Annotated in this window: 18 protein-coding genes and 1 pseudogene; 16 read left to right on the top strand and 3 right to left on the bottom strand. The window is 71.0% G+C overall.

All coding sequences use genetic code 11. The annotated features are described in order from the left end of the window. Positions 1 to 8 precede the first annotated feature (8 nt). Entirely contained in the window at positions 9 to 1073 is a 1065-nt protein-coding gene (locus ACZ619_RS44585) for an SIR2 family NAD-dependent protein deacylase (RefSeq protein WP_469611702.1), read from the bottom strand. Between the two features lie 285 nt (positions 1074 to 1358). On the opposite strand from ACZ619_RS44585, the gene ACZ619_RS44580 reads away from it, so the two are divergent. The 8 genes and pseudogenes from ACZ619_RS44580 to ACZ619_RS44545 all read left to right on the top strand — a co-directional run bounded on the left by ACZ619_RS44580 (position 1359) and on the right by ACZ619_RS44545 (position 10017). Next, a complete protein-coding gene (locus tag ACZ619_RS44580; protein WP_469611701.1) occupies positions 1359 to 2102 on the top strand; it encodes a trypsin-like peptidase domain-containing protein in 744 nt (247 codons plus the stop codon). Positions 2103 to 2374: 272 nt separating this feature from the next. After that, the gene (locus ACZ619_RS44575; RefSeq protein ID WP_469611700.1) at positions 2375 to 3211 is read left to right on the top strand and encodes a TnsA-like heteromeric transposase endonuclease subunit; all 837 of its coding nucleotides are present in this window, start codon (positions 2375 to 2377) and stop codon (positions 3209 to 3211) included. A gap of 1017 nt (positions 3212 to 4228) precedes the next feature. Next, positions 4229 to 5176 carry a Mu transposase C-terminal domain-containing protein gene (locus ACZ619_RS44570; protein ID WP_469611699.1) on the top strand — a complete coding sequence of 316 codons (948 nt, stop codon included), beginning with the start codon at positions 4229 to 4231 and terminating at the stop codon, positions 5174 to 5176. Beyond that, positions 5173 to 7176 (top strand): transposase family protein, encoded by a 2004-nt coding sequence (locus ACZ619_RS44565; RefSeq protein ID WP_469611698.1) that lies wholly within the window; start codon positions 5173 to 5175, stop codon positions 7174 to 7176. Before ACZ619_RS44570 ends, ACZ619_RS44565 begins: the two co-directional genes overlap by 4 nt. An 87-nt stretch (positions 7177 to 7263) precedes the next feature. Further along, a pseudogene (locus tag ACZ619_RS44560) lies at positions 7264 to 8303 on the top strand (TniB family NTP-binding protein). Beyond that, a complete protein-coding gene (locus ACZ619_RS44555) occupies positions 8300 to 9232 on the top strand; it encodes a TniQ family protein (RefSeq protein WP_469611697.1) in 933 nt (310 codons plus the stop codon). The pseudogene ACZ619_RS44560 and the gene ACZ619_RS44555 overlap by 4 nt, the downstream one beginning before the upstream one ends. A 111-nt stretch (positions 9233 to 9343) precedes the next feature. Further along, complete coding sequence (locus ACZ619_RS44550) at positions 9344 to 9619, top strand: hypothetical protein (RefSeq protein ID WP_044471827.1); 276 nt, start codon at positions 9344 to 9346, stop codon at positions 9617 to 9619. Next, positions 9619 to 10017: a PIN domain-containing protein gene (locus ACZ619_RS44545; RefSeq protein ID WP_006375026.1), complete on the top strand. Its 399-nt coding sequence runs from the start codon at positions 9619 to 9621 to the stop codon at positions 10015 to 10017. The genes ACZ619_RS44550 and ACZ619_RS44545 overlap by 1 nt, the downstream gene beginning before the upstream one ends. A gap of 231 nt (positions 10018 to 10248) precedes the next feature. Here ACZ619_RS44545 and ACZ619_RS44540 read toward each other — a convergent pair whose 3' ends face one another. Together ACZ619_RS44540 and ACZ619_RS44535 are read right to left on the bottom strand one after the other, a co-directional pair. Further along, a complete protein-coding gene (locus ACZ619_RS44540) occupies positions 10249 to 13449 on the bottom strand; it encodes an AAA family ATPase (protein ID WP_469611696.1) in 3201 nt (1066 codons plus the stop codon). Continuing rightward, on the bottom strand, positions 13446 to 14768 hold the full coding sequence (locus ACZ619_RS44535; protein ID WP_469611695.1) for a metallophosphoesterase family protein: 1323 nt from the start codon (positions 14766 to 14768) through the stop codon (positions 13446 to 13448). The genes ACZ619_RS44540 and ACZ619_RS44535 overlap by 4 nt, the downstream gene beginning before the upstream one ends. Positions 14769 to 14903: 135 nt before the next feature. On the opposite strand from ACZ619_RS44535, the gene ACZ619_RS44530 reads away from it, so the two are divergent. From ACZ619_RS44530 to ACZ619_RS44495, 8 genes are all read left to right on the top strand, one after another. Next, positions 14904 to 15749: a hypothetical protein gene (locus ACZ619_RS44530; RefSeq protein WP_469611694.1), complete on the top strand. Its 846-nt coding sequence runs from the start codon at positions 14904 to 14906 to the stop codon at positions 15747 to 15749. A 48-nt stretch (positions 15750 to 15797) separates the two neighbouring features. Continuing rightward, the gene (locus ACZ619_RS44525) at positions 15798 to 16937 is read left to right on the top strand and encodes a hypothetical protein (protein ID WP_469611693.1); all 1140 of its coding nucleotides are present in this window, start codon (positions 15798 to 15800) and stop codon (positions 16935 to 16937) included. After that, complete coding sequence (locus tag ACZ619_RS44520; protein ID WP_469611692.1) at positions 16934 to 18445, top strand: hypothetical protein; 1512 nt, start codon at positions 16934 to 16936, stop codon at positions 18443 to 18445. The genes ACZ619_RS44525 and ACZ619_RS44520 overlap by 4 nt, the downstream gene beginning before the upstream one ends. Further along, complete coding sequence (locus ACZ619_RS44515; RefSeq protein ID WP_469611691.1) at positions 18435 to 19784, top strand: AAA domain-containing protein; 1350 nt, start codon at positions 18435 to 18437, stop codon at positions 19782 to 19784. The genes ACZ619_RS44520 and ACZ619_RS44515 overlap by 11 nt, the downstream gene beginning before the upstream one ends. Before the next feature lie 179 nt (positions 19785 to 19963). Beyond that, positions 19964 to 21406 carry a DUF3375 domain-containing protein gene (locus ACZ619_RS44510; RefSeq protein WP_469611690.1) on the top strand — a complete coding sequence of 481 codons (1443 nt, stop codon included), beginning with the start codon at positions 19964 to 19966 and terminating at the stop codon, positions 21404 to 21406. Then, entirely contained in the window at positions 21403 to 21993 is a 591-nt protein-coding gene (locus tag ACZ619_RS44505) for a DUF4194 domain-containing protein (protein ID WP_352170773.1), read from the top strand. Before ACZ619_RS44510 ends, ACZ619_RS44505 begins: the two co-directional genes overlap by 4 nt. Further along, positions 21990 to 25433, top strand: a complete 3444-nt coding sequence (locus ACZ619_RS44500; RefSeq protein WP_469611689.1) for an ATP-binding protein — start codon at positions 21990 to 21992, stop codon at positions 25431 to 25433. Before ACZ619_RS44505 ends, ACZ619_RS44500 begins: the two co-directional genes overlap by 4 nt. Further along, the gene (locus ACZ619_RS44495; protein ID WP_469611688.1) at positions 25430 to 25807 is read left to right on the top strand and encodes a DUF3322 domain-containing protein; all 378 of its coding nucleotides are present in this window, start codon (positions 25430 to 25432) and stop codon (positions 25805 to 25807) included. Before ACZ619_RS44500 ends, ACZ619_RS44495 begins: the two co-directional genes overlap by 4 nt. Positions 25808 to 25892 lie beyond the last annotated feature (85 nt).

Below are 25892 nucleotides of genomic sequence, written 5' to 3'. Positions count from 1 at the left end.
GATCCCAGTTACACCAGGTCAAAGGGCAGATCCAACGGATCCGACGATGGCAGGGAAATGACATAAGGCCACCGACAGTGAGACAGCACTTCACAGCGCAGAGGGAGGGCGGCGACGCGGTCGAACTCGCGGCGGAGGGTGTCGTGCAGGGTGATGGCCTGACTGAAGCCGTTCAGGTCGCGCTTGGTCCTGGCCACCGCGATGTCGATGCTCACGGGGTGGCGACGGGCGAGGTCGGCGACTGCGTCGGCGGCGTCGGCGATCTCGGTGAAGAAGGTGTCGGCGTCGGCCGGGACGTAGGTGAGGCCGCGGTGGGTGAGGAGCTTGTGGGCGCTCTCGGGCAGCGGCCGGGGGTCGGCCCAGTAGGAGGCGAAGAAGCGGGTGGTGCTGCGGGCGATGGCCTTGCGCAGGGCCGGGTCCCATTCGGCTGACCAGCCGGAGATGATCAGGCCGTACTCGGTGAACACGCGGTCGAGCAGCTGGTCGATCTCCTCGTCGTACTGGTCGAGTTCGTCGGGGGTGTTGCGCATGCTCTCGTGGTCGAGGTAGTCGCCGTGGATGTGAATGACGAGGGCCTTGATGGTGTGCAGGGGAGCGAGGCCGCGGGCGTCGCTGGCGTCGGCGACGACGGTGGGCTCGATGCCCACCTCGCGCAGAGCGGTCTCCATGAGCCGGTCGAAGTTGGTCGTCAGCACGATCGGCACACGGCCGGCTGCCGCCAGCCGGGCGATGGCGCGGTGCGCGGCGGTGGGCTGCTTGAGGCCGTCCTCACGCTCCTGGTCGCTGGGCTCGAAGTAGGCGCGCAGCAGGGCCTGCCGTTCGTTTCGGGTGCTGGTGAGCGCGGTCAGGAGGCCGTCGTAGGTGGCCGGGTGTCCGAAGCGCTCCTGGTACCAGGCGTGCAGGTCGACGATCCCGGTGGCGCCCTCGGCGGCCGCCAGGCGCGCGATGAGGTCCTCCTGGACGTTCCACGCGGACGGCATGCCCGCGGAGATCGAGGCGCCGGCCCCGAGCAGGACCGCGTACGCGCGGGGGGTGTCGCGCATGGTGAACGCGAGCTGGACGTGCGGTTCCACAACGGGCCTCCGGGTACGACGGCATGACGGGGCGTCGGTCGCACGGGGCGGCCTCTCCACACCCCACCTTACCGTCAACTTGACGAAAATCGGGGCGGATGGTTGTTCCAGTCCGGCCGGGGCCCGGTGGGCAGGTTGCCGGGCCTGGCCGTACCGTCGCCGCATGCGAGGCGTTCATGGGGTCAACACGCTGTCCTTTCCGCCCTCTACATCGAGGCGTGGTTCCGGTCCCGGGGAGAGGGCCCTGATGTCTCTCTGGGGTCGGGGACCGGGTTCCTGGTGGGGGTGCCGGGCGATTTCTGGCTTGTCACGGCGGGGCATGTGGTGAGCGGGCGCAACGCGGAGACTGGCGAGTTGGAGGACGGCAAGGGGTTGTGGCCTGACTACCTGCGCGTGCGCTTCGCCCGGCAGGGAGAGGGAGAAGACTTCGAGCCCGTCGACCAGGAGGTCGTACTGTACGCGGACGGCGACGAGGCCCAGGTACCTGCGTGGCGAAGTCCCGCGCAGCAGCGGGCCGATGTGGCCGCGGTGCGCATCGGCAGTGTCCCGGAAGGCGCGGTGGATGCCTTCCTGCCCACCGGGTGGCCCACGGTGCGGGACCTGTATCCGCAGGACCGGCGGGCAGGTGCCGGCACCGAGGCGGACGCTGAGCTTCCCCTTCGGGTCATGGACCGCCTGTACGTTCTGGGCTTCCCCTTCGGGGACACGGGCAGCCGGCCCTTCGCCGTCTGGACGGCCGCGCCGGTGGCCAGTGAACCGTTGGCGCGGTGGAATGGGCTTCCCGGCTTCCTGCTGGACTCCAGGACCCGCCGCGGCCAGTCGGGGTCGCCGGTCCTGATGCACATCCGTCCGGGCGAGATGGTGCTCGCCGGTGGTGAGGTGCATGTGCACGAGGAGTGGGTCACGGCCCTGGTGGGCGTCTACAGCGGACGGCTCAACGAGAATTCGGACCTGGGCATGGTGTGGACGACCGAGGTCCTGGACGAGATCCTCCCGCAGTTCGCTCCCAAACGGCCGCCTGAGGGATGAAGGGCCCGGTCAGGCGCTGCGGAGCCGGCGCCTGGTCTTGTACGCGGAAGCTGACACCGCTTGTTGTCCAGAGCGAAGAGCGTCCCGCGTGGCGCGCACAGTGCTCGCGGGGCGGGCGGGAAGGTGCAGAGACCCGCACTGACACGGGCGGCACCAGGTGGCACTGTGGGCGCGCACGCTCATGGCGAGGGGCCTGGAGCCGAGAAGAACGTGTCCTGGTTACCGCCCGGTTCGCCTGCGCGGCGCGACCGGTATGACGTTGTCTGGAGTACGTGATCATCGACAGCAGCCAGGACGGCGCGCCGTCCGGCTTACCCGCCGTCGCCGGCAGCGTCTACCGGGTACCGGAACCGGGCACGGTGGAGGCGGAGTTCACCGGGGTGGACGGCACGCTCGTGCATCGCCGCTGGGTGGAGGCCGCCGTAGCGGTGCGGTTCGAGCAGCTGGCTCCGGTGGCGGCGTTCCCGGTGGTGCCGGGGCGGCGGTGGGGGCCGGGCTGGTGGTGGTCGGCCACGACCGGGCGGCATGTGATGCACGGATCGCAGGCGATGTGCACGCAGTTGATGTTCCTGGACCGCGATCCGCGCGTGGTGGGCCTGTCCGCGCGGCCGGTGCGGCTGATCTGGCGCGATCCGGACAGCGGGCGGGTGCTGACGTGGGTGCCGCAGCTGTTCGCCCGCTACGCCGACGGCCGCGCGCTGCTTGCCGACTGCCCCGCCGCGACGGCTCCCGCCGCCGGCCGGGCCGAGCGCGCCGCCGCGGTGCTTGAAGCGGCGTGTGAGGCGGTGGGCTTCACCTACCGGCGCCTGGCGCCGCCCGAGAAGGTGGTGGCGGCGAACGTGCGGTGGCTGGCTGGCTACCGGCACCCCCGCCACCGCGACGCGGGCGGCCTTGAGCAGGCGGTGCTCGAGGCGTTCGCCGCGCCGCGGTCGCTGATGGCCGGGGCCGCGGCGGCGGGCGAGGTCCTCACCGCGCTGCCGGTGCTCTACCACGCGCTGTGGAACGGGCGGCTGGCCGCGGACCTGACACGGCCGCTGGGCGAGCACACCCTCGTGACGCCCGGCCCTACCGCAGGCGACGGGAAGCGGCGGGAGCAGCAGGAGAGTTGAGCAAGCGCGTGGTGACCGCCCCTGGTGGGCGCTGTGTTGAGGTGGGCGCCCAGGTCACGTTCGAGGGCCGCGCCTGGCAGGTGACCGGCCTGGTCGACGGGCGAGTGCACCTCGTCGCCGAGGACGGGGCCACCGGGTGTGTGCTGACCGCCCATCTGGTGTCCGCGCCCGGCTTCTCGATGACCGCTCCCGCGGCCGCGGAGCCGCCGGCCCCGGCGCTGTGGGAGACGGTGCCGCTGGCCGCGCAGGAGCGGGCCCTGGCCTGGCTGCGGCACATCCGCGAGGTCGAGACCGGGCTGCCCGGCGGCCCGGCAGGCGGCGGCGCGCCCCGGCCCGAATACGACCCGCAGCGCTTCACCCTCGCCGAGCGGGAAGGGGCGAAGGCGCGTGAACTGGCCGCGCTGGGCTGGACCAGGGCCAGCCGGACCACGGTGCAGCGGATGCGGCTGGTCTACCAGCGGCAGGGGCTGTGGGGGCTGGTCGACAAGCGCCATCTGCGCACCGGATCGGCGACCGGGCGTACTGATGAGCGGGTGGTGGCCGCCGTACTGGAGGCCCTGCGTCGGCGCCGCGGCCGGTCGAAGGCCACCACCCTGCAGGTCATCGAGCTGGCCGAGCAGATCGTGGCGGACACCTACGGCCCGGGGAGGGTGAAGCTGCCCGGCCGCTCGTCGCTGTACCGGCTGGTGAAGGTGCTGGCGGATCCGGCCGAGCCGCCAGGCAGCGCGGCACGCACCGCCACCGGCACGGCCCGCCCGGGCGGCCCGCCGCCTGCGCTGCGGCCTGCCGAGCGGGTCCACGTCGCCACCGTCCGCCTGGGTCTGCGGGCGGTGGGCGAGGACGGGGGTGTGGTGCCGGTGGCGGTGACGGCGGCACTGGACGCGGCGAGCGGCTGCGTGCTGGCCTCCGTGCTGCACCCGCCCCAGGACGGGCCGGTTTCGTTGTCGGTGCTGCTGGCCGAGATGGCCGTGCCCAGGCCGCAGCGCCCGGGCTGGCCGGCCCTGCTGGAGCAGGCCCATGCCGGCGGGCCTGCCCGGCGACTGGTGCCACTGCCCGCACGGATCGAGGCCACCGCGGCGCGTCCTGCGGCCGTGCCCGAGACACTCGTCGTCGCCCCGTCCACGACCGCCGTCACCCCCGCTGTCCTGGCCGTGTGCGAGGGCCTGGGCATCAGCCTGGAGCCGGCCCCGTCCCGGACAGCGGGCGCCCGCCGCGGCGCCGCGTACACGCTGGAGGTCCTCGCCGGCCTGTTCGCGCGGTACGCCACCGCGGCGGAAGAAGCATGCGCAGCGGGAGAGGCCGCCAGGGCGTACTGGAGCATGCCGCAGCTGCAGGACCTGCTGGACGAATGGATCACCGTCAGGTGGCACCAGCGGCCCCAGGAGCAGCTGCGCCATCCGCTGCTGCCCCGGGCGGGGCTCGCCCCCCCAGGAGATGTGGGAGGTGCTGCTGGGCGTGGCCGGGACGGTGCCGCTGCCGCTGGCCGGGCAGCACTACGGCGAACTGCTGCCAGCAGCCCGGTGCGCCCTCACCGATTCCGGGATCCGGCTGGGCGGGCGCCGCTACGACGATGCGTGTCTGGACGAACACCGCCGCCCAGGCCGACGGTGGGAGGTCCACCACCACCCCCACGACCCGCGGCAGGTCTTCGTCCGTCTGCCCGACGGCCAGCTCCACGCGATCGGGTGGGCCGACGGCGAGCACACCCTGCGCCCGTTCGACGAGACGGTCCGGCACCGCACCGGCAGCGTCCTTGCCCGCCGCGGCACGGGCACACAGCCCGGCGGCGAGACGGCCGACGGTTCCGGCGAGACAGAGCGCAGTGCAGACGTCGCGGCCGTGGAAGGGATCGCCGACGGCATGATGGTGCACGACGCTGATGGCGGCGGTGCCGGCGACCGCATTGCCCGGGATACCGGCGGGTTTGGGGTGTACGACCCGCAGGCGGAGGCCGAACTGTGGTGAGCGCACACGGCGGCCGCCCGGTTGCCGCAGCCCGGCACCGGCAGGTCAAGCTCGGGGCGTACGTGACGTTCGAGGGCCGCGCCTGGCAGGTGGCCGCCGTGGCCGGGGCGTCGGTGCGTCTCGTCGACGAGCACGGGCAGACCGCCTCCGTGCTTGCCTCCTTCCTGTTCGCCGACCCCTCCTTCGCCGTGGCGGACTCGCCCGCCGCCGCGGTGCCGCCGTGGGGGCTCATGGAAGCGGTGCCCGAGCGGGAGCGCGAGCGGGCCCTGGCCTGGCAGCGGCACATCCGCGAGGTCGAGACCGGGCTGCCCGGCGGCCCGGCAAGCGGCGGCGTGCCGCGGCCCGAATACGACCCGGCCCGGCGGTCGATGGCCGAGCGGGAACAGGCCAAGGCCGACGAACTCGCCCGGCTGGGCTGGCCGCAGGTCAGCCGGGCCACCGTGCGCCGCATGCGCGCCCGCTACCACGCGAGCGGCCTGCTCGGGCTGATCCCCCGCCGCAAACCCTCGCGTGCGACAGGACGGGCCGATGAGCGGGTGGTGGCCGCCGTGCTGGAGGCGCTGCGCCGCCAGCGCGGCCGCTCGAAGGGCACGCTGAAGGGGCTACGGGAGCTGACCGGGCAGATCCTGGCCGACACGCACGGGCCGGGCGCGGCCGAGTTGCCTGCGCCGTCGACGTTCAACCGGCTGGTGCGCGTGCTCGCCGATCCTCTGGAGCATCCCGGACGGCCCGCCCGCACCGCCACCACCACGCCGGTACGGCCGTACACACCGACGGTGGCGCTGCGGCCGGGCGAACTGGTGCAGGTCGACACCACCCGCCTCGACGTGATGGCCGTCGGCGAGGACGGGAAGCCGGTGCGCCCGGAGCTGACGATCGCTCTCGATGTGGCGACCCGCTCCGTGGTGGCGGCCGTGCTACGTGAGGAGGGCACCAAGGCCGTGGACGCCGCCCTGCTGCTGGCGGAGATGGCCGTGCCCCATCCCGCACGGCCCGGCTGGCCCGACCACCTGCGCCTGTCCCACGCCGCCGTCCCCTACGACCGGCTCCTCGCCCTCGACGACCGACTGGAACAGGCGGCAGCGCGGCCGGTGGTGGTACCGGAGACGATCGTCATCGACCGCGGGGCCATCTTCGTCTCCGCAGCTTTCCTCGCCGCCTGCGAAACCCTCGGGGTGAACGTGCAGCCGACGCCGCCCCGCTCCCCTGCCGCCAAGGGCGCCGTCGAGCGGACCTTTGGCAGTATCAACACGCTCGTCGCCCAGCACATCGCCGGCTACACCGGCTCCCACATCCTCGAGCGCGGAGAGGCGGTGGAGGACGAAGCGCGGTTCACCGTGGCCCAGTTGCAGGAGCTGCTGGACGAATGGATCACCGCCCGCTGGCAGCACCGTCCCCACGATGGCCTGCGCCATCCGTTCCTGCCGAAGAAGGCCCTGGCCCCGAACGAGATGTGGGGCGCGCTGCTGGGCGCGTCCGGGTACGTGCCGCTTCCGCTGGCCGGCGCCGACTACCTGGAACTGCTGCCCGTACGTTTCCACCCCATAACCGGCCGCGGCATCCGCATCAACTACCGCACCTACGACCACGCCTGCCTCAATGAGCACCGCGGCCGGCCCTCCCCCACCGGGCCCGGAGGCGGGTGGGAGGTCCACCTCAACCCGCACGACGTGCGACAGATCTACATCCGCCTGCCCGACGGGCACCTGCACGAGATCCCGTGGATCCACCGCGACCACGTCCACGCCCCCATGGGCGAGACCGCATGGCGCCACATCCGCGCTGCTGTGAACCGGCGCGTCGACCGCGAGCGCCACGAGGCCGACCTGGCCGAGGCCGCCGACCAGGTCCTGCGCCGCAGCCGCCCCCGGACCGGGAGCCCGGCAGCGACTGGCCGCCCCGTCCCGGCCGGCGGACTCCCCGCCGGGGACACCGCCAGCTCAGTACCCCGCCCGGGGCCCCGGGGACAGCCTCGACGCCGCCGAAGCCAGCGCCCATGACGATGACGACAGCCAAGCCGGTGATGAAGAGTCCCCGCCGCCGGCCCGATTCGCGCTGTACGACGCCTTCGAGGAGGCCGAACACTGGTGACCAGCCCCGACACCACGCCCCCCGCCGAGGAGACGTCCGCAGGGACAGTCACCACCTTCGACGCCTTCGCCCGGTTCGCCACCACCGCACCGCCCACACCGCCGCAGCCGGGCCAGGCACCCCGCTCATCGGAGGAACGGCTGGCCTACCACTCCCAGTTCGTCACCGTGCGTACCCCGGCCATCGAAACCCTCTCACGCAGTGTGCGCACCCTGATGATCCTCGGCCGCCACCAGCAAGTGACCGCACGCCCGTCCCTGATCATCACCGGCCCAGCCACGACCGGCAAGACGACCGCGCTGCTCGAAGTGGGCCGCACCTGCCACCTGGCCCACACCCGCCGCGCCGCGCCCGGCGACGACAGCGTGCCCGTCGCCTACGTGCTGGTGCCGCCCGGCGCCACCGCCAAGACCCTGGCCGGGGAGTTCGCCCGCTACCTCGGCATCCCCGTCACCACCCGCATGACCACCGCGCAGATCACCACCGCCGTCTGCCACACCTACACCGCGGCCGGGGTCAAGCTCGTGCTGATCGACGAGATCCACCGGCTCAATCCCCGCACGTCCACCGGCGCGGAGGCCGCCGACTGGCTCAAGGACCTCACCGAACGCGTGCGGGCCACGTTCGTCTACGCGGGCATCGACGTCACCGACAGCGCCGTGTTCACCGGGGTGCGCGGCGCGCAGCTGGCCGGGCGCACCTCCCTGATCGACTGCGGGGCACTGCCCGCCCGGGCCGGCAAGCGGGAGCCTTTCCGGGAGCTGATCGCCTCCCTCGAGCAGGCTCTCGACCTGCACGCCCACCGCGCGGGCAGCCTGCCGAAGCTGGCCCCCTACCTGCACGAACGGACCGCCGGACGCATCGGCAGCCTCTCCCGCCTGATCCGCCAGGCCGCCAGGCCGCCATCGAAGCCATCCTCGACAGCAGCGAACGCATCACCAAAGGGCTGCTGGACGGCATCGCGCTCGACCACCTCGCCGAAGAGCACTACCGGCCCCACTCGCCCCGCCGCCGTACCCGGCCCAACGGCCGGTGACCTCCCAGGCCGCGGCCAGACCTTCACCTGCGGTGCGGGCCGCCACCATGTGGCCGTCCGCGCCCGGCGCGCTGCGCGTACGGCCGCTGCCCGGCGAGGCCACCGCCTCCTACCTCACCCGCCTCGCCGCCGCCTACCGCCTCACCCCGGCCCAGCTCCTCGACGGTCTCTGCATCACCGTCACCGGCACCGAGCACGCCCTGCCCGCCGCCGAGATCCGCCTCAGCGCCGAGGCCGCCCGCCGCCTGTCCGGCTTCGCACGCATCCCCATCACGCACGTCACCCGTGCCCTGCCCCATCTGCGCCCGCCCGCGCCCTCGTTGGCCAACACCGACGCTCACGGCACGGCCACCGCCCACTGGCATGTGGTCGAGCCAGCCCTGCAGCCGCTGCTGGCGTGCACCGCCTGCACCATCGGCCGCAGCCCGCACACGGCAGCCCCCGCGTGGATCCACCCGCCGCCACACCTGCCCCGGATCATGATCTGCACCCGCCACCAACAGGCCTCAAGCGACCCCCGGCATCCCGCGCCCCTCGACATCCGAGCCGTCCCCGAACTCACCCAAGCCCACCTTCGCGCGCGGCGCCCGGCGACACCGGTCTCCCTGAGCTGGGCATCGACGATCACGACACGCTGGTACGACCACCATCAGCACGTACACGAACGCTGGCACACACGCCTGCACCGGCTTACCGCCGCCAACCCCCGCATGTCACCAGGCCCGGCCTCTCCCGCCCTGACCTGCCGCGAACTGATCACCTACCCCGAGACCCTCACCCTCGCCGCGGCTCTTGACCGCCTGCCCCCGCACCCCCCGACACGCACACAGCAGAGCGCCTTCCTCCACCAACTCGCCGGCCGCCTCCAACTGCCTCGCCTCGCACCCGCCGACCACGACCTGCTCTGGAAACGCCTCGCCACCCGCTGAGCCAACCCACACCACCGCCCGGCCCGCACAAGATTTGTTGCGGATGGTGATGCGGGTACTCCCGTCACAGCTCCTCTACCACCAGTAGAGGAACGCGGTACAGTTCGGGATATGGCAGCAGACGAGACGAGCATCAAGGTGAGCGCGGCCGCACGGGACCGGCTGGCGCGGTTGGCGGCCGAGCACGGCACGACCATCCGCAGCCTGGTCGAGGAGCTGGCACAGAGCACGCCCACGCAGGCCGAATACGCCGAGCGCGCCGAGCTGGCCCGCGCCGAGCTCGCCTCCGCCCTCGGCAGCGCGCCGAGCCCGGAGGCGGAGGCAAAGGCCCGGGCTCTGCTGGAGCGCCTGGGCGCCGCCTCGCCCGGTCCGCGGGCGATCGCGTAGTGGCGGCGATCGCGGTTGTCCTGGATCACACCACCGCCGTTGCTCTATATGACCCGAAGGACCCCCTCAATGAGGCGGTCGCCGCGTTCTATGTCCAGGCATCCGGCGGGCTCGGCGATCTGTACGCGCCGGTGCTGTCGCTGACGGCCGGCGACACCGAGCGGCCTGGGCTGCTCAGCTACATCAAGGGACTGCGGTTCATCCGAATCGAGGCATTCGATACCGACGCCGCAGTCACCGCCACCGAACTGCTGCGCTTCGGGCACTCCTGGGCCGCCGTCCACGCCATCCACGCCGCCCGGCCGTCGGCCGCCCATCCGAGCGGCCGGTTTCTGCTCACCTTGACGCCGAAGGCGTACGCGGGCACCGGCGTCCAGGCTGTTCACCCCGGCCCATAACCGCCCGCGCCTGGAGCTCCGTCAAGCCCGCCCGCACCGTCGCTGGCCCGGCCCACAGGGCCCAGCGCTCCTTCGCCGGGAACAGCACCGCCCCACCCAGTCCGCACCCAGGCGAGAACCCGCTCCTCGTCGGGACCCGTCTTCGCACCAACCCGGGCCAGCGCCGTGTGGCCGTCCGCGCCCGGCCCGCTGCCCGGTGAGACCACCATCTCGCCTGACTCGCCAGCGCCGCTACCGCGCGAGTTCCTGTAGGCCGCTGGCCAGATCAGCTTGCACCAGGTCGTCTCGTTCGGCTGACGTCAGCCAGTGTGCGGAGGACCCGGCAGGGGTCCGCTCCACCCACAGGACCTCGTCGACCGCTTCGGCGACGGCGTGCAGATGGCTGATCACCATGACGAGGCGGTTGCCTCCGGCCTGGACGCGCAGTACGTCGAGGGTCGAGTCGAGTGTGGTGGTGTCGAGGGCTGCGAAGCCCTCGTCGAGGAACAGCGAGCCGAGGCTCGACCCGTTGCGGGAGTGCAGTTCGGCGAGCGCCAGGGCCAGGGCGAGCGACGCCAGGAACTTCTCACCGCCGGACAGCCGATTCGGGTGGTGGTTGACTCCGGAGCTGCGGCTGACGATGTCGAAGGTGTCGGCGAAGCCGAATCGTCCCTCGGTCATGTGCTGGAGCAGGTCGCTGGCCACGCCAAGCAGTGCGTGAGTGCGCAGGGTGGTGAGATGGCCCAGGAACTTGGCATCGACCAGTTCGGTGCGTAGCACCTCCAGTGCCTCGTAGCGGGCTTTGCCGGCGGCTATGGCGAAGTCCAGGTCGGCGGCCGGTTTGATCGTGTCCAGCGCCTTCTGCTGTTTCTGGCGCTGCTCTTCGATCTCTCTGTTGGCGTGTGCAGCCGCGGTGACGAGGGGATGCAGTGCCGATGGAGCTGTCAGGTCGGCTGCGGAGGCGAAGTCCTCGACGTCGCAGAGCGCGGCGGCATGCTCGCCGAGGCTAGTCGCCGCGGTGTTCGCGCGTTCGGTGGCGGTGGTGGCGCGTTCGGTGAGTTGGTCGTCCAGCATCAGGGTGACCGCGGACAGTTCCACGACGAATTGCCGGACTTCGGCGATTCCCGGCTCGGTGGGGGCCTGGGGCATCCGGTGGTTGCTGGCGTCGTCGAGGTGGGCAACCGCCTGGGTTGCGGCATGGGCCCAGGCGTCCAGGTTGCCTCGCAGTTCGTTCAGCGGGCGTTCCAGGCCGGTGCGGGCCTCCTGGTCGAGGGCGCGCTGCTGGGCGAGTACAGAGGTCTTCTCCGCTCGGGCCGCTTCTCTCCGGTCGAGCAGTTCTTGGGTTTCGGCCTGCCGGGTGGCGACCGCAGCGGCGGCAGCGGATGTCTCGTCGGCGGTGACGTCGATGGCCTCGTCCGGCAGTATCGCCCGGATGCGGGTGGGAAGCGCGTGGAGGTCGGCGGTGGTCCTGGCCGCGGCGCGGGCGTGCCTCTTGGAGGCTGTCGCCGCGTCGTCGACGGCGCGGCGGTGTGCTTCCTTGCGCCTTTCCAGCGCCTTGTGCTCTGCCTCGAGGCGGGCGGTGAGGCGATGCTCTTCGGTTTTCAGGTTCTCGGCGTGGTCATCGGCTGTCTGTTCGCACGCGGCGATGGCGTCGGTGATGGGTGCGGTGTTCTGCTCGGGGCGCTCCTGCAGTTGTGCGGCACCGTCGGTGGTCGGGGTCGCCAGGGCCGTGGTGGCCGCGGTCAGTGTCGCCGAAGCTGGTTCCGCCTCGAAGCCTCGGCCGGTTCCGGCGGCCAGGGACTCAAGGTCTTCGAACGCGCTCACTGCTTCCGCGATGGCCTTGCGTGCCTTTTGCTGTGTGTCCCGGTGGTCTTTCTGGCGTGCGAGGACCGTCTTCTCGGCCTCGGTCACGGTGGCGCGGGCTTCGGCGAGCCGTTCCACGGCCTCCTCTCGTACGGCCTTCGCCTCGTCGAGCTGTGTTTTCGCCGTGGTCAGCTCGGCGGTATCGGTGGTGGAGGCGGGTGCGAAGTCGGCCGGGAGTTGGCGGTGGCATACGAGGCAGTCGTCGCCCGGCTGCAGTTCGGCGGCGACCGCGGCGGCCCTGTTGCGCAGTCGGTGTGCTTCCAGATGTTTCTCGGCGGCGGCGAGGGCTTTGTCGGCGGCGGCTGTTGCCGTTTCCAGCGGACCGAGGTCGTCCCGAGCGGACCGGTGTTCGCTCACGGCGGTGGCCTCGGCGCTCGCGGTGTCGGCGACGCGGCGGGCCGTCGAGAGGACTGTGGTCAGCGCGGTGCGGGCGGTGGAGGCGCGGATGCGGATCTCTCTGCTCGCCTGCGAAGCGGCGCGGGCTGCCTCTGCGAGCGGTTTCGTGTGTGCGACGCGCTCGGCCAGGTCCGCTTCGGTCGTGGTGATGTCCTCGCGTTCGCCTGCGAGTTGTCCGGTGAGTTCGGCGATCCGGTCGCGCTCGCTGCGGTGTTCCGTGGCGTGCTCCGCGAGGGTCTGGAGGATCACTGCGGCTTTGGTGAGGTCGCTTGGGCCTTCTCCTTCCGCCTCTGCTGCGGTGATCGCGTCGGTCAGTTCGCTTTCCTGGGCTCGGGCTTGGGCGTCGCGGTCGTCCAGAGCGTCGCGTCGTGCGGCGATGTCGGCGGCAACGGCTTCGAGTGCGTCGAGGGCGGTGTCTGCGCCGGTCACCGTGCGCGCCGACAGGGTCGTTCTGGCGGCGGCCGTCTTTTCGGCGGCGGTCCGGGCTTCGGAGATTTCTTTCTGCAGCCCGGTGATGCGGTCGACGGCGGTGCTGAGGCGTTCGGCGCGGGCTTCGGCCGCGTCGGCGGCGGCGCCGGCTTCCTCGGCGGCCCGCTCGGGGTCGGCCGGCATGGATTCGCGTTTGGCCCGAGCGTCGACCAGCAGGTCCTTGAGCGCCTCTCGACGGCGGGCGGCCATCTGCTGGACCGACTCCAGGGACTCGGCACCGAAGAGTTCTCTCAGCCGCGCGCTCCGTTCCTTGGGGGCGGCGACAAGGAGACGGTCGAACTTGCCTTGCGGGAGCAGCCCGACACGCAGGAACGTGTCGTAGCCCATCTGCAGGATCGCCTTGATGCGGGGGTCGACGTCGTTGGCGCCGTCGATCTCCTCTCCGGTGTCGAGGTTCTTCAGATGGTGCCGGGCTGCGTTCGGGTTGGTGGCGTGCATGGTGCGATGGATGTGCCAGCGTTGTCCGTTGTGCAGGAAGGTGAGTTCGACGCTCATGGCCTGCGCGCCGTCGGCGATGAGTTGCCGGGGTTCCTTGGCGTCCCAGGAGCTTTTGCGGAACAGGGCGAAGACGATGGCGTCGAGCATGCTGCTCTTGCCGGCGCCGGTGTTGCCGAGGGCGGCGACCAGGTTCTTGCCGGTGAAGTCGACGGTGACCGGGGTGGGGTAGCTGCGGAGTCCGATGATGGACAGTGTCAGGGGTTTCATCGCGTTGTCTTCGCTCCGGGAGTGTCGATGCCGGGCAGCAGGCCTGAGCGGTCGATGGTGTCGAGGGGTTGGCCGGCGATGGCCGCGGTCAGCAGATTCTCCTCGCAGCACGGGGCGGGATCGTCGGGGTCAGGTTCGGCCTGCAGATGGGCGAGGGCGGCCATGGCACGGTCCAGGGCCAGGCCGGTGGTGCCGCGGCCGGGCAGGTAGTCGCGCAACAGGTCTTCGACATCGGGGAGTTCTCCGGTGGAGGCCTCCCGGTCCAGTACACGGTCGGCTGCCCCGGTGCGGCGTTCGTCGATGTCGACGAGCGTCGCCTGCGGCATCATCTTGGCGAGGGTGTCCGGCAGGAAGGGGTTGGAGACCTCCACGTTCACCACCGCCTTCACCCAGGCGTCTCCGACACGGCTGGCGCGTTGCGTGATCTCTTCCAAGGTGCCTTCCAGCCGGATCAGACGGCGGCCGGCGGTCAGCGGCACGAAGTCGATGCGGGGCTCGATGCCCGGGCCGACCTCGGCCAGCACCACGCCCTTGGTGTCGCCCCTCTCGCCGAAGTCCATCTGCAGCGGGCTGCCCGCGTAATGGGCCGGGAAGCCGGCACGGCCGACAGACTGCTGCTTGTGGATGTGGCCGAGGGCGCCGTAGGCGACCTCAGGCAGGTCAGCGGCGGCGGCTGCGTACTCGGCGGCGAGGGAGATCTTCCGCTCCGAGTGGGAAGGGGTGGCCCCCTCGACGAACAGGTGGGCGGCGAAGATCAGGACGTCCCGTGCGCCGCGGCCCGCGGCCAGGCGGCGGTACACGTCGGCCTGGACGATGCGTATCCGCTCGGTGTAGGCCGCGGTTGTCATGCCGGGGTCGGCGAAGTCGTAGGTGAACCGGTTGGGGTGCAGGTACGGCAGCGCGCCGATGCGCAGTGTCAGCTCCCCGCCTCTGGTGGGGTATTCGGCCACGAGCAGCCCGTCGGGGCGGGCGTCGGTGGCGAAGCGGACCCTGGCCTCGTCCCCTTCGCGGGTTCCCATGTCGCTCAGCATGAACTTCAGGAACGCCAGGACGTAGGTGGTGTCGTGGTTGCCGGCGACGACGACCACGGGCGCGATCTCGCCGAGGCGGCGCAGTACCTGCGCCGCACGGCGCAGGTCGTCCAGGCCCGGTCGGGAGCTGTCGAACAGGTCGCCGCTGTGCACGATCAGGTCGGGGGCGAAATCGGCGGCGATGTCGATGATCTCGTCCAGGACGGCGTCGACTTCGGTATCACGCCGGTAGCGGCCGATCTGGCGGCCCAGGTGCCAGTCGGAGGTGTGGAACACGCGTCCCGTCACGGGGTGCCTCCAGGGGAACGGTCTGCGGGGCGACGCGGGCTGCGCCGCTACGGCCGGAGGTTCGGTGGCGCCGACTGTACACCGAATCTCGGGAAGAAGTCTGGAAAACTCTGGAACTCTGGTAACGTCTGGGGCATGAGTGATCCGCTGGACGCCTTGGAGAAGAGCATCAGCACCCTGCGCCGCGCGATTCGCGACGCTTCCGCAGCCGGTGACACCGAGCGCGCCGGCGAGCTGCGGATGCAACTGCGCCGCGCCGAGCGGGCCTGGGACGCCCTCGTCGACGCCGACGAACCGGCCACCACCCCGCCTCACCCCGTACCGGCAGCGACTCCGGCCGCGCGGGGGTCACAGCTCCCGGCGCGCGAGCACGTCCACCGTGCCCTGATGCTGCTCGGGACCCCGGCCGCCCCCAAACTGATCGTCGGCGTGCACGAGGCGTTCTTCCCGGGCGAGCTGTCCGCGTCCAAGCTCTCCAGCCTGCGCCGGGACGAGGAGCGCTCCTACCGGTCCAGCCCCGGCGCCCGGCCGTACTACCTGTGCCCGGCACTGGCGCACGACCTGCTGACGCCGGTGCGGGCGCTCATCACCATCAGCACCTGGACGCTGGATCAGCGAATGATCGGCCCGCTGTCACCGCGCGTGGACTTCCTCACCGGCGCGATCCGCATCGCCGAGGCCGTGCGCACCTCGGCCGAGTCCACAGCCGACGGGCCCGGTCCGGAGGCGCTGCGGCTGCTGTGGCGCTTCGCGGTGAACATCCCCGACGCCCTGCCGAGGAGCGTGGCCGGTCACGAGGGCGCGATGGACCCGCAGCAGGTGATCGACGCCGCCGGGGCCGAGCTGGACGTGCATGCCGACGCCGACCGCGCCGCCCGGGCGGAGGCCGCACGGCGGGCACGCAAGTCGCTCAAGGACGACCAGCAGTTGTTCGGCGCGCCCGCGCAGGGCGTGACGTACCTGCGGACGGCCCGGGCCTGACCCCTGACGCTCAGCAGTCCCTTCTCCCCCGCAAGGATCTACGAGACCGTGAATGCACCAGTCGACGAACGCCTCGCCGCGCTTCGCGGATCCGCGAAGCGCCTGGACTACAACGCCCGGTCGCTGGCGGCCCTGCAGAACAACCCGCGCTGCACACTGCGGGCACTGCTCGACGCCTCCGGCTCTGACAAGGCCGCAATCGCCGCGCACGCCGGCCACCCCTCGCCCTTCGGCCAGTCCGTCTTCGCCCTCGCGCGCGGAAACGCCTTCGAGACGATGGTGAAGGACAACGGCTGCGCGGAACTGGTGCGGGTCCTGCGCGAGACCCTGCAGCTGACGCTGCCGGAGGTGGGGTACGAGGACCTGAACAACGTCGGCGGCGACGGCCGCGCCGCGGTGCGCCACGACCGCACCGCACAGGTGCTGCTGCAGGCTGCCCGGGGTGACGGTGACGGCACCTTGTTCGACCATCCGATGCTGCGCCTGCGGGTCGGCGGGCACGATGCGTTCCTGGAGCCGGACCTGGTGGCGTTCCGTGTCGACGGGCGCTTTCACATCGTAGAGATCAAGAGCTTCCCGATCCTCGACGGGCAGGCCGATCCCACGCAGGTGCGGGCGGCGACCACGCAGGCGTGCGCGTACATCATCGCGCTGCGTGACCTGCTCGCGCGGGCCGGTATCGACGGGCAGGCCGTGTCCGACACGGTCGTGCTGGTCGCGCCGAAGGACTTCACCAACCGGCCGACCGCGGCGTTCGTCGATGCCCGCAAGCAGGTGGCCGCGCTGAGCCGCCAGCTGTCGCGCATCGAGCGCATCGGCGACCTGGTGGACCTGGTGCCCGAGGGCCTCACCTTCGATCTCGACCTGGATGAGGAGCAACGGCCCCGGCGCCCGGCCGGGGAACTGGCCGCATCGCTGGATCGGGTCCTGGTGACCTACCGTCCGGACTGCCTGAACCACTGCGAGATGGCGTTCTACTGCCGCAGCCGTGCCCGCGCGGAGGCCTCGCTGGATGTCCTCGGGCCGGTGGTGCGCGAGCAGTTCGGCGGTATCGACACCACGACCATGGTGATGGGGCTGGCCCACGGCGAACTGCAGCCCAGCGAGGCACAGTCCGAGATGGCCGACGCCCTGCGGCACGCAGCACGGCTGCGCGCCGAACTGGAAGGTCTCGGAGGTGCGGCGTGAGCATACTGTCGGCGTTGGCGAATGTGCAGGCGATGGAGTCGATGCGGGCGGTGCCGCTGACCGAGTACCGGCACCGGCGTCTGTCAGGCCGGCCGCTGGTGATCGTCCCGCTGGCCATGGCCGGAGAGGCCGGGGCGCCCTTGGCCGCGATGGTCGGCTCCTCCAGGAGGACCGGGACGCTGCTGGTCGTGTCGCAGCCCCGCAACCGGGACCAGCGGTTCGCGTTCGCCGCCGGTCTCGGCCGGATCGTGGTGGACTACATCGATTCCTTCCGTCACAACCGCCGCGGTGAAGACGAGCGTTCCCTGTACACCGACGCTCCGCAGGTCCTGGTGCCCAACCCCGGCGGCGTCAAGGCCCTGGCCGATCTGGGACGCATGTGCCGCTTCCGCTCGACGTCCGGTCCTCACGCGGTGCCGGATGTCGTCCCCGAGTTCGGCATGTGGCTGACGTTCCTGGTCGACAGGGCCGAGCAGGCAGGCACCTCCCTTCTGCTGCCCGTCACGGGGATGCTCACCGAGCACTGGGCGACCGGCCAGAGCACGCTGGAGGACCAGAACCTCGCCTCCCTGATGGCCTGGATCTCTCCCCCGGCGGGCTTGAGCGTCGAGCAGGCCATCGCCGAGGCGGAGAACCCGGACGTGTGCCCGCCAGCGGGCCCGACGACCTCCCCCGAGTTCGACAACCGCGACCTGGCGCCGGCGATCAGACGGTTCGACACAGCCCGCGCCCTCGGTGACCCGCGTGCGCTGGCCACCGCCGAGTCCGACCTGCGGGAGCTGATCGCGGGGCAGATCCAGCCCACCTGGCGCATGGTGTGGGAGGCCATATCGCTTCTGCGGTCCGTGCGCGAGGCGCCGCAGACCGCCAGGCGCTTCGAACGCGATTGCGCGGCCTTCACCCGCTACTCCGATGACCGGGACGCCGGGGGCCTTCCGCAGCGCAAGCGGGACACCGCGATCAGCGCGGCCCGGAGGCTGAGCCGACTGGAACGCGCGCTGGCCGACTTCGAGTCCGAGACGGCGTTCGACGACCGGTTCGTGCGGGCGGACCGGCGCAGCGCCGGGGAGGCGTTCGCCGGGACGGTCGTGGAGACCGAATCCGGCCGGACGGTCACCACGGCAAAGAACAGGCGGGTGCCACGACCGCGGGTCACCGTCCGCACCGAGGATCCCGTGCGGCTGGCCGCCGACACGAGGCTGATCAGCCCGTCCATGCCGGCCGGTCACAAGGCCGTGATCGTCTCCGTCCTCCCCGACGGGGACGCCACGCTGGTCGTGGTGGAGGTCACGGGCGGAATGGGGCGCTCTGTCGCCCCGAAGCCGGGCACAGTGCCGGAGCTCGACCAGAGCATCGACTACTTGCCCGACCCGGGGTGGCGCCCGGAGCCACGATTCCCGGCGTCCGATCACACCCCGTGGACGCACAGCGCCGGCCCGGACGGGCCGGACATCGAATCCGCCGTACCCGAGGACGCCGCCGCAGAGGAGTGGGGCAATGACGACTGACGACACCACCGCGTTCGACGCGTCCGCGGCTGCGGGCGCGGCCACCGCAGCGATCCTGGCCGACCTGGCCGACTCCCGGCACAGGGCCGTCGTCGTCGACTCCCCGCCGGGCGCCGGCAAGAGCACCCTGGTGGTCGACGCCGCCCAGGAACTCACGGCGGGCGGCGAACGCCCGATCATCGTCGCCCAGACCAACAACCAGGTCGACGACCTGATCGAGCGGCTCGCCGAGAAGCATCCCGACCTTCCCCTCGGCCGTCTGAGCGCAAGCACCTACAGCCCGCCGCAGGCCCTGAGCGAGCTGACGAACATCACGATCGGGCGCACCCTGGCCGATCTGGCCGGCTGCCGGATCGTCGTCGGCACCGCCGCCAAGTGGGCCACCGTCCGTGACACCACCACGTTCGGCTGGGCAATCCTGGACGAGGCCTACCAGATGCGCTCGGACATGCTGCTGCAGATCGTCGAGCACTTCGACCGCGGTCTGTTCGTCGGCGACCCGGGCCAGCTGGACCCGTTCACAATCGTCGGCACCGAGCGCTGGATCGGGCTGCCGCACGACCCGACGCAGAACGGCGTCAGCGTGATGCTGGAACACAACCCCGGTATCCCCGTGCACCGGCTGCCGGTGTCCTGGCGCCTGCCCGCCTCGGCCGCACCGACCATCGCCCAGGCGTTCTACCCCTTCAACCGCTTCACCGCCGGCACCGAAGAGGCCACCCGCGCCCTGGAGTTCAGCACCACCGGGTTCGCCCGCACCGACCTGGACGAGACCCTCGCCAAGGCGTTCACCACCGGCTGGGCCCTGCACGAACTGCCCCGCCGACACGTACCGCGCACCGACACCGAGACTCTCCGAACCGCCGCCGATCTCGCCGCCCGGCTGCTGATCCGCGGAGCGATCGCCACCTGCGAGCGCTACCCGGACGGACGGCCCCTGGACGCCGGTCACATCGCCATCGGCGTCGCCCACCGCGACCAGGCCGACCTGGTCCGGGCCGCGCTCGCCCGGACCGGAAACCCCGCCGCGCGGGGCGTGGCGGTGGACACTGCGAACCGGTTGCAGGGCCGCGAGTTCGAAGTCGTCATCGTCGTGCACCCGTTGTCCGGCCGCCGGGACGCCACGGCCTTCCATCTGGAGGCCGGGCGGCTGTGCGTCCTCGCCTCCCGCCACCGGCAGGCATGCATCGTCGTCGCCCGCGAAGGAATCACCGACCTCCTCGACAGCCACCCGTCCACCGACCCGGTGCACCTTTCCGTGCGCGCGAAGTTCCCTGACGGGTGGGAGGCCAACCAGGTCATGCTGGACAAGCTCGCCCGACACCGCGTCGCCGCATGATGCCCGCGCAACGTCAACGCCCGAGTACGGGGCTTTCCCGCCGAATTCGCAAATTCATTCGTTTTTCCGGGTTTTGTCAGTGCCGGTTTCTAGAGTGACGTCACCTGCTGTGCCCGGGGCAGGACAGACTTTGCATGCGATCGGGGGGTTGTGTGGATTTCGACCAGGTCACAGAACTCATGCGTCATCCGGCGTGGGTGCTGCTGCGCGCGGACAATGCCGCTTTGGTGCTGTCGTTCTGCGGCACGGTGTTCGTCGACGAAAACGCGCGCGGTGTGCCGGAGACCGTGCTGGAGTCCCGGCTGGACGACCGGCTCTACCTCCTCAACGAGGAAAAGCCCGGCTCGTTTCCCCGGCCTGCCGACGCCTATCTGGCGGAGTGGACGAAGAACGGCTGGCTGCGCAAGTACTACCCGCCTGGGGAGGACGAGGCGCACTTCGACGCAACTGCGGCACTCGAGAAGGCCGTGGCCTGGGTGCGGGACCTGCCCGCACGTTCGTTCATCGGAACCGAGTCCCGCCTGAACACCATCGTCGCGCTCCTGCGGCAGATGGCGTTCGGAACGGAGACCGATCCGCAGACACGCATCGACGAACTGCGCCGGGAGCGTGACGCGATCGACGCCCAGATCGCCCGGCTGCGCGCCGGTGAGGTCGACATGCTGTCCCCGCTCGCTCTGCTGGACCGCTACCAGCAGGTGGAGAGCACCGCGGTCGAACTCCTGCGGGACTTCCGCGAAGTGGAGGCGAATCTTCGGGAACTGGACGTACGGCTGCGCCACCAGGTCGCCACCGCCGAGGGCGGGAAGGGAGAGCAACTGGCCGCGTTCCTGCTGGACCGCGACGAGATCGCCCGGTCCGATCAGGGACAGAGTTTCCAGGCGTTCTTCGACTACCTCCTCTCCCCCCGCCGCCAGCAGGAACTGCGGGAGCTGCTGCAACAGGTCAACCAGCTGCCGCAACTGGACGGCAGGACCAACCAGAGCCTGCTGCAGATCCCCTTCGCCTGGTTGGAGGCAGCCGAGAACACCCAGGACACAGTCCGGCAGCTGACCGAGCAACTGCGCCGCTTCCTGGTCGACCGCAGCCGAGCGGAGGACCGCCGCGTACTGGCGCTGGTGCGCTCCATCCAGCGTCACGTCACCGCCCTGGAAGGCCGAGCCGACCTGCCCGGCATGACGCTGGACGTACCCAAGGCGGATCTGACGCTGCCGATGGAGCGACGGCTGTACATGCCCGTCGAACGCATCGAGCTGGACACCGCCGCGGTGGATGAATCCGAGGACGCGGAAGTGGACATCTCCGAGCTTTTCTCCGGCGTCCACGTCGGCACCGAGGCGCTGACCGGCCATGTCCTGGAGGCGGTCGCCGCAAGCCCGAGCGGCCAGGCGAACCTGGCCGCCATCGTCGACGACCACCCGCTGGCCCTGGGGCTCGCGGAACTGCTCGCCTACTTCCAGGTGGAGCACCCCGGCCTGGACATGATCGTGGACCCGGACCGCACCGACCTCCTGGTCTACCCGCGCGTCCACGTGCCCGGGCACACGCAGGCGAGAGTGCCGCACGTGACGTTCGTACGCGACGAAGGCGGCACCGCCGCCGGAAAGACGGAGCATCAGTGAGCGACCCCCTGACCGTCCCCGTGGTCCACCTGCTGAAAGCGGGCGTGCTCTACCAGAGCGACGCCCCTGCCGTCTGGGAGCAGATCGTCAGCCAGCAGGCGGCGATCGGCGACTACCTCGGCGTGATCGGCCTCGACATCGTCATCGACCGCGCCGAGGGCTACGCCTACGTCCGGCAGCAGGAGCTCGATTCCCGTGACGACGGCGTCCCGGTGCCGCGGCTGGTCACCCGCCACCGGCTCTCGTTCCCCGTCAGCCTGATGCTCGTCCTGCTGCGCGGACGGCTCGCGGACAGCGACGCCGACTCCGCCGACCCGCGCCTGGTACTCACCCGTGACGACCTGGTCGAGATGGTCCGCGGCTTCCTCCCGCCACGCAGCAACGAAGCCCAGCTCGTCGACCAGATCGACGCCCACATCAAGAAGCTCGTCGACCTCAAGGCACTGCGCCAGACGAAACAGACCGGCGCCTACGAGGTCCGCCGCCACATCAAGGCCCTGGTCGACGCCCAGGCCCTCAACGACTTCAACGACCTCCTCGCCACCTACCGCGACGCTGCCTCCACCACGGCCAAGGACGACACATGACCCTCACCACCGACCCGGCAGCGTTCATCCCCCGGCAGGCAACGCCCGCAGAGCCGGCCGGCACGTCCGGCGTCGGCCCCGGTTACCGGCTCGCCCGTCTGGAAGTGCTCAACTGGGGCACCTTTCACCGTACCACCTGCACCTTCACCATCGACGGGCACTGCGCCTTGCTCACCGGGGGCGTGGGATCGGGCAAGTCCACCCTCGTCGACGCGCTCACCACGCTGCTTCTGCCCGCCCACAAGATCGCTTACAACAAAGCGGCGGGCGCCGACGCCAAGGAGCGCGACCTGCGGTCCTACGTCCTCGGCCATCACAAGAACGAGCGCGTCGAGGCCTCCGACACCACCCGCCCCGTGGGGCTGCGCGACCACACGTCCTACAGCGTGATCCTGGGCGTCTTCGCCAACTACGTCCTCGGCACCCACCTCACGCTCGCCCAGGTCTTCTACTGGACATCCCCGACCAGCACCGGGCAGCCCGAGCGGTTCTACCTCACCGCCGAGGCACCACTGTCCGTCGACACCGACTTCACCGGCTTCGGCACCGACATCACCGACCTGCGCCGGCAGCTGAAACAGCGCGGGGCCACCATCCACGGCAGCACATACACCCAGTACGGCAAGGCACTGCTGAGAGGCCTGGGCATCCCCAGCCCGCAGGCCCTGGACCTGTTCCACCAGACGGTGTCGATGAAGGCCGTGGGCAGCCTGGACGAGTTCGTCCGCGAGCGGATGCTGGAGCCGTTCGACGCGAAGACGGCCGTCGACAAGATCGTCGCCCACTTCGACGCGCTCACCGCCAGCCACAACGAAGTCGTCCGGGCCCGTCGGATGATCGAGGACCTGACACCGATCGTGACGGCATGCGACCGGTACGACACCGTCCAGGGAGAGATCACCACCCTGGACAAGCGCCGCAGCGCCGTCCCCGCGTTCTTCGCCCAGCACCGCCACCGGCTTCTCACGACACGTCACACCGCGCTGATGTCCGGTGCGGCGGACCTGGAGGAACTGCAGTCCACCCGCGAGGGGCAGCTGGAACAGCTGCGCGGGACGGCCGACGGCCTGCGGCGCCGTATCGACGGCGTCGGCGGGGAGAAGCTCATCTCCCTGACCGGCCGGATCGAAGAGCTCGGCCGCGAACGCGAACGGCGCCGCAAGCGCGCCACCGAGTACGGCACCTGGCTCACGCAGGCCGGCATGGATCCCGTCCCCGACGCCGCCTCCTTCCGTGAGCGGACCGACCAGATCTCCACCGCCCGCTCCCGGGCCGAGGAGCAAGAGCAGCAGGCCCGCGGGAAACTCGACGATCTCGCCGTCGCGCGCCACGGCAACACCCTCGCGACCGAAGCGCTGCGGCGCGAGATCAGCAGCCTGCAGCAGCAGCGCTCGAGCATCCCCGCCGAGTTGCTGGCCCTGCGCCGCGAACTCGCCACCGCCGCGGGTGTCTTGGACGAGGTCCTGCCGTTCGCCGGCGAGCTGATCCAGGTCCGCGACGACGAAGCCGAGTGGGCCGGCGCCGCCGAGCGCGTACTGCACGGGTTCGCCCTGTCCCTGCTGGTCCCCCACGCCCACTACGACACCGTCTCGGCCTGGGTCAACGGCCGTCACCTGGGCCTCAGACTGGTCTACTACCAGGTCCCCGCCCACACACCCATCACCACGCTGCCGGACGACCCCGCCCTGCTGAGCGGCAAACTGCAGCTCAAGTCCGACATCTGGGCCCGCGACTGGCTCGCCGCGCGGCTGCGCTCGCGTGCCGACTACCTGTGCGCCGAAGACCTGGAGGCGTTCACTCGCGCCACCAGGCCCGCTGTCACCCGGCAGGGTCTTGTCAAGGGCGGCGGAGGCCGCCACGAGAAGAACGACGCCTACCGCATCGACGACCGACGCAACTGGGTGCTGGGCTGGAGCAACCAGGCCAAGCTCGACGCCCTCCTCGCCGAGGCCACCCGCCTCACCCGCGAAAGCGCCGACATCACCGCAGCCACCCGGGAACTCGAGAAGCAGCAGCGGGCCCGCGCCGGAACCAGTGCCGCCCTCACCCTGCTGGCCAGCGTCGACACCTATGCGGAACTCGACTGGCGGGGCACCGTCGCGGACATCGAGCAGTTCGAGCAGCAGAAGAGCGTCCTGGAAGCAGAAGCCGGTCTGGACAAGCTCACCGCACAGCTCCGGCGGACCGAGGACGAGATCGTACAGAGCAGCAAGACGTTCACCACGGGGCAGGAGGAGCTGGGCGGTCTACGCCGAGACGTCCGGCACACCGCCGGCCTGCTGGGCAGGACCACCACGTTCCTCGCGCAGTGCGACCTCGACGGCATGGCGGAGCACGAGGAACCCCTGAGGAAGTTCCTGCCCGCAGCCGGCAGCGACGAGCACAAACTCCTGGAGATGCTGGACGACGCCGAGCGCCGTGCCGAAGCACGTCTGCTGCGCAGCAGCGGCAGCCGCCACGACGCCCTGCGCCACGTCGGCAGCCAGGCGGCGGCGCTGATGACCGCCTTCCGCGGCAGGTACCCGGTCCACACCGCCGAGCTGGACAACACAGTCGAATCCGCCGACGGCTACCGCGCGTTGCACAGCCGGCTCACCGACGAGGACCTGCCCCGGTTCGAGGAGCAGTTCCTCCTGTACCTGCGCACCAATGTCGTCCGCGACATCGCTTCGTTCCAGGCCCGTCTCGGCGCTCAGGAGCAGCAGATCCGCGAACGTATCGATGTGATCAACACGTCGCTGGGCGGCATCGACTACAACCCGGGCCGCTACATCCGGCTCAACGCCGCCCCCACGCCGAACAAGGAGGTCCGCGAGTTCCAGCACGACCTGCGCGCCTGCACCAGCGAAACACTCTCGAACGACACCGATGACGTGTACACCGAAGAGAAGTTCCTCCAGGTCAAGGCGCTCCTCGACCGCTTCAAGGGCCGCCCGGAGCACACCCGCCTCGACAAGGAGTGGACCTCCCGGGTCACCGACGTGCGGCGCTGGTTCGTCTTCTCCGCCAGCGAGCTCAACCGCGAGGACGGCGCCGAGTACGAGGTCCACTCCGACTCCGGCGGTAAGTCCGGCGGCCAGAAGGAGAAACTCGCTTACACCATCCTCGCGGCTTCCCTCGCCTACCAGTTCCGCATCGACCCCACCGCTCCCAAACCGAAGACCTTCCACTTCGTCACCATCGACGAGGCCTTCGGACGCGGTGACGACCCCTCCGCCCACTTCGCCCTCGACCTGTTTCAGCGCCTGGGCCTGCAACTCCTCGTCGTCACCCCGCTCCAGAAACTCCACGTCATCGAACCCCACGTCACCCGCGTCGGCTACGTCGACCGCCCCGACAAGACCCGCTCCCGCCTGAACAACCTCACCATCGAGGAGTTCCGCGCCCACAAGCAGGCAGCAGCCCAGCAGGCGAACCAGCCCCCGAAGGAGCGCTCATGACCCCGGCAGAATGGACCCGCCCCGAGCATGTGGTGGAAACCCTGCGCCGCAAGTGGACCAGCGGCCGCTACCTCACCGCCGCCGCGGGCGGACACCCCTTCGAACCCATCGGAGTGCCACTGAAGGGCCCGACCGCGGCCGATGCTCTGCAGCATTACGAGCAGGCACTCACCTGGGCCCAATCCTGGGCCCCCAGCCGACACCCGCATCTGCGCATCCAGACCAAATCCATCGGAGGCCGCAACGGCACCCCCTCGAACACCGTCCCGGCCCGAGCCTGGGTCGACACCCGCGACCGCCTCTGGACACTGCTCCGCGTCACCACCCAGGTCGACCACTTCCACACCCTGCACGAACAGACCACCGGGCCTTGACCCCGGAGTTTGAACACGTCTATGCGGCTCGGGCCAGGGTAGTTGGTGTTGGGTGGACGGTGATCTCGTAGGTGATCGGGGCTCG

The sequence above is a fragment of the Streptomyces sp. NPDC104367 genome (assembly GCF_055583825.1).
Note: the sequence above shows the minus strand (reverse complement) of the source record. Positions and strands in the feature narration are given on the sequence as shown.

Coding starts and splice junctions, on each gene's coding strand:
- ACZ619_RS44540 (WP_469611696.1), bottom strand. CDS start 13,449: ATGAAACCCCTGACACTGTCCATCATCGGACTCCGCAGCTACCCCACC.
- ACZ619_RS44500 (WP_469611689.1), top strand. CDS start 21,990: ATGACCCTCACCACCGACCCGGCAGCGTTCATCCCCCGGCAGGCAACG.
- ACZ619_RS44515 (WP_469611691.1), top strand. CDS start 18,435: ATGACGACTGACGACACCACCGCGTTCGACGCGTCCGCGGCTGCGGGC.
- ACZ619_RS44530 (WP_469611694.1), top strand. CDS start 14,904: ATGAGTGATCCGCTGGACGCCTTGGAGAAGAGCATCAGCACCCTGCGC.
- ACZ619_RS44495 (WP_469611688.1), top strand. CDS start 25,430: ATGACCCCGGCAGAATGGACCCGCCCCGAGCATGTGGTGGAAACCCTG.
- ACZ619_RS44570 (WP_469611699.1), top strand. CDS start 4,229: ATGCCGGCGGGCCTGCCCGGCGACTGGTGCCACTGCCCGCACGGATCG.
- ACZ619_RS44510 (WP_469611690.1), top strand. CDS start 19,964: ATGCGTCATCCGGCGTGGGTGCTGCTGCGCGCGGACAATGCCGCTTTG.
- ACZ619_RS44550 (WP_044471827.1), top strand. CDS start 9,344: ATGGCAGCAGACGAGACGAGCATCAAGGTGAGCGCGGCCGCACGGGAC.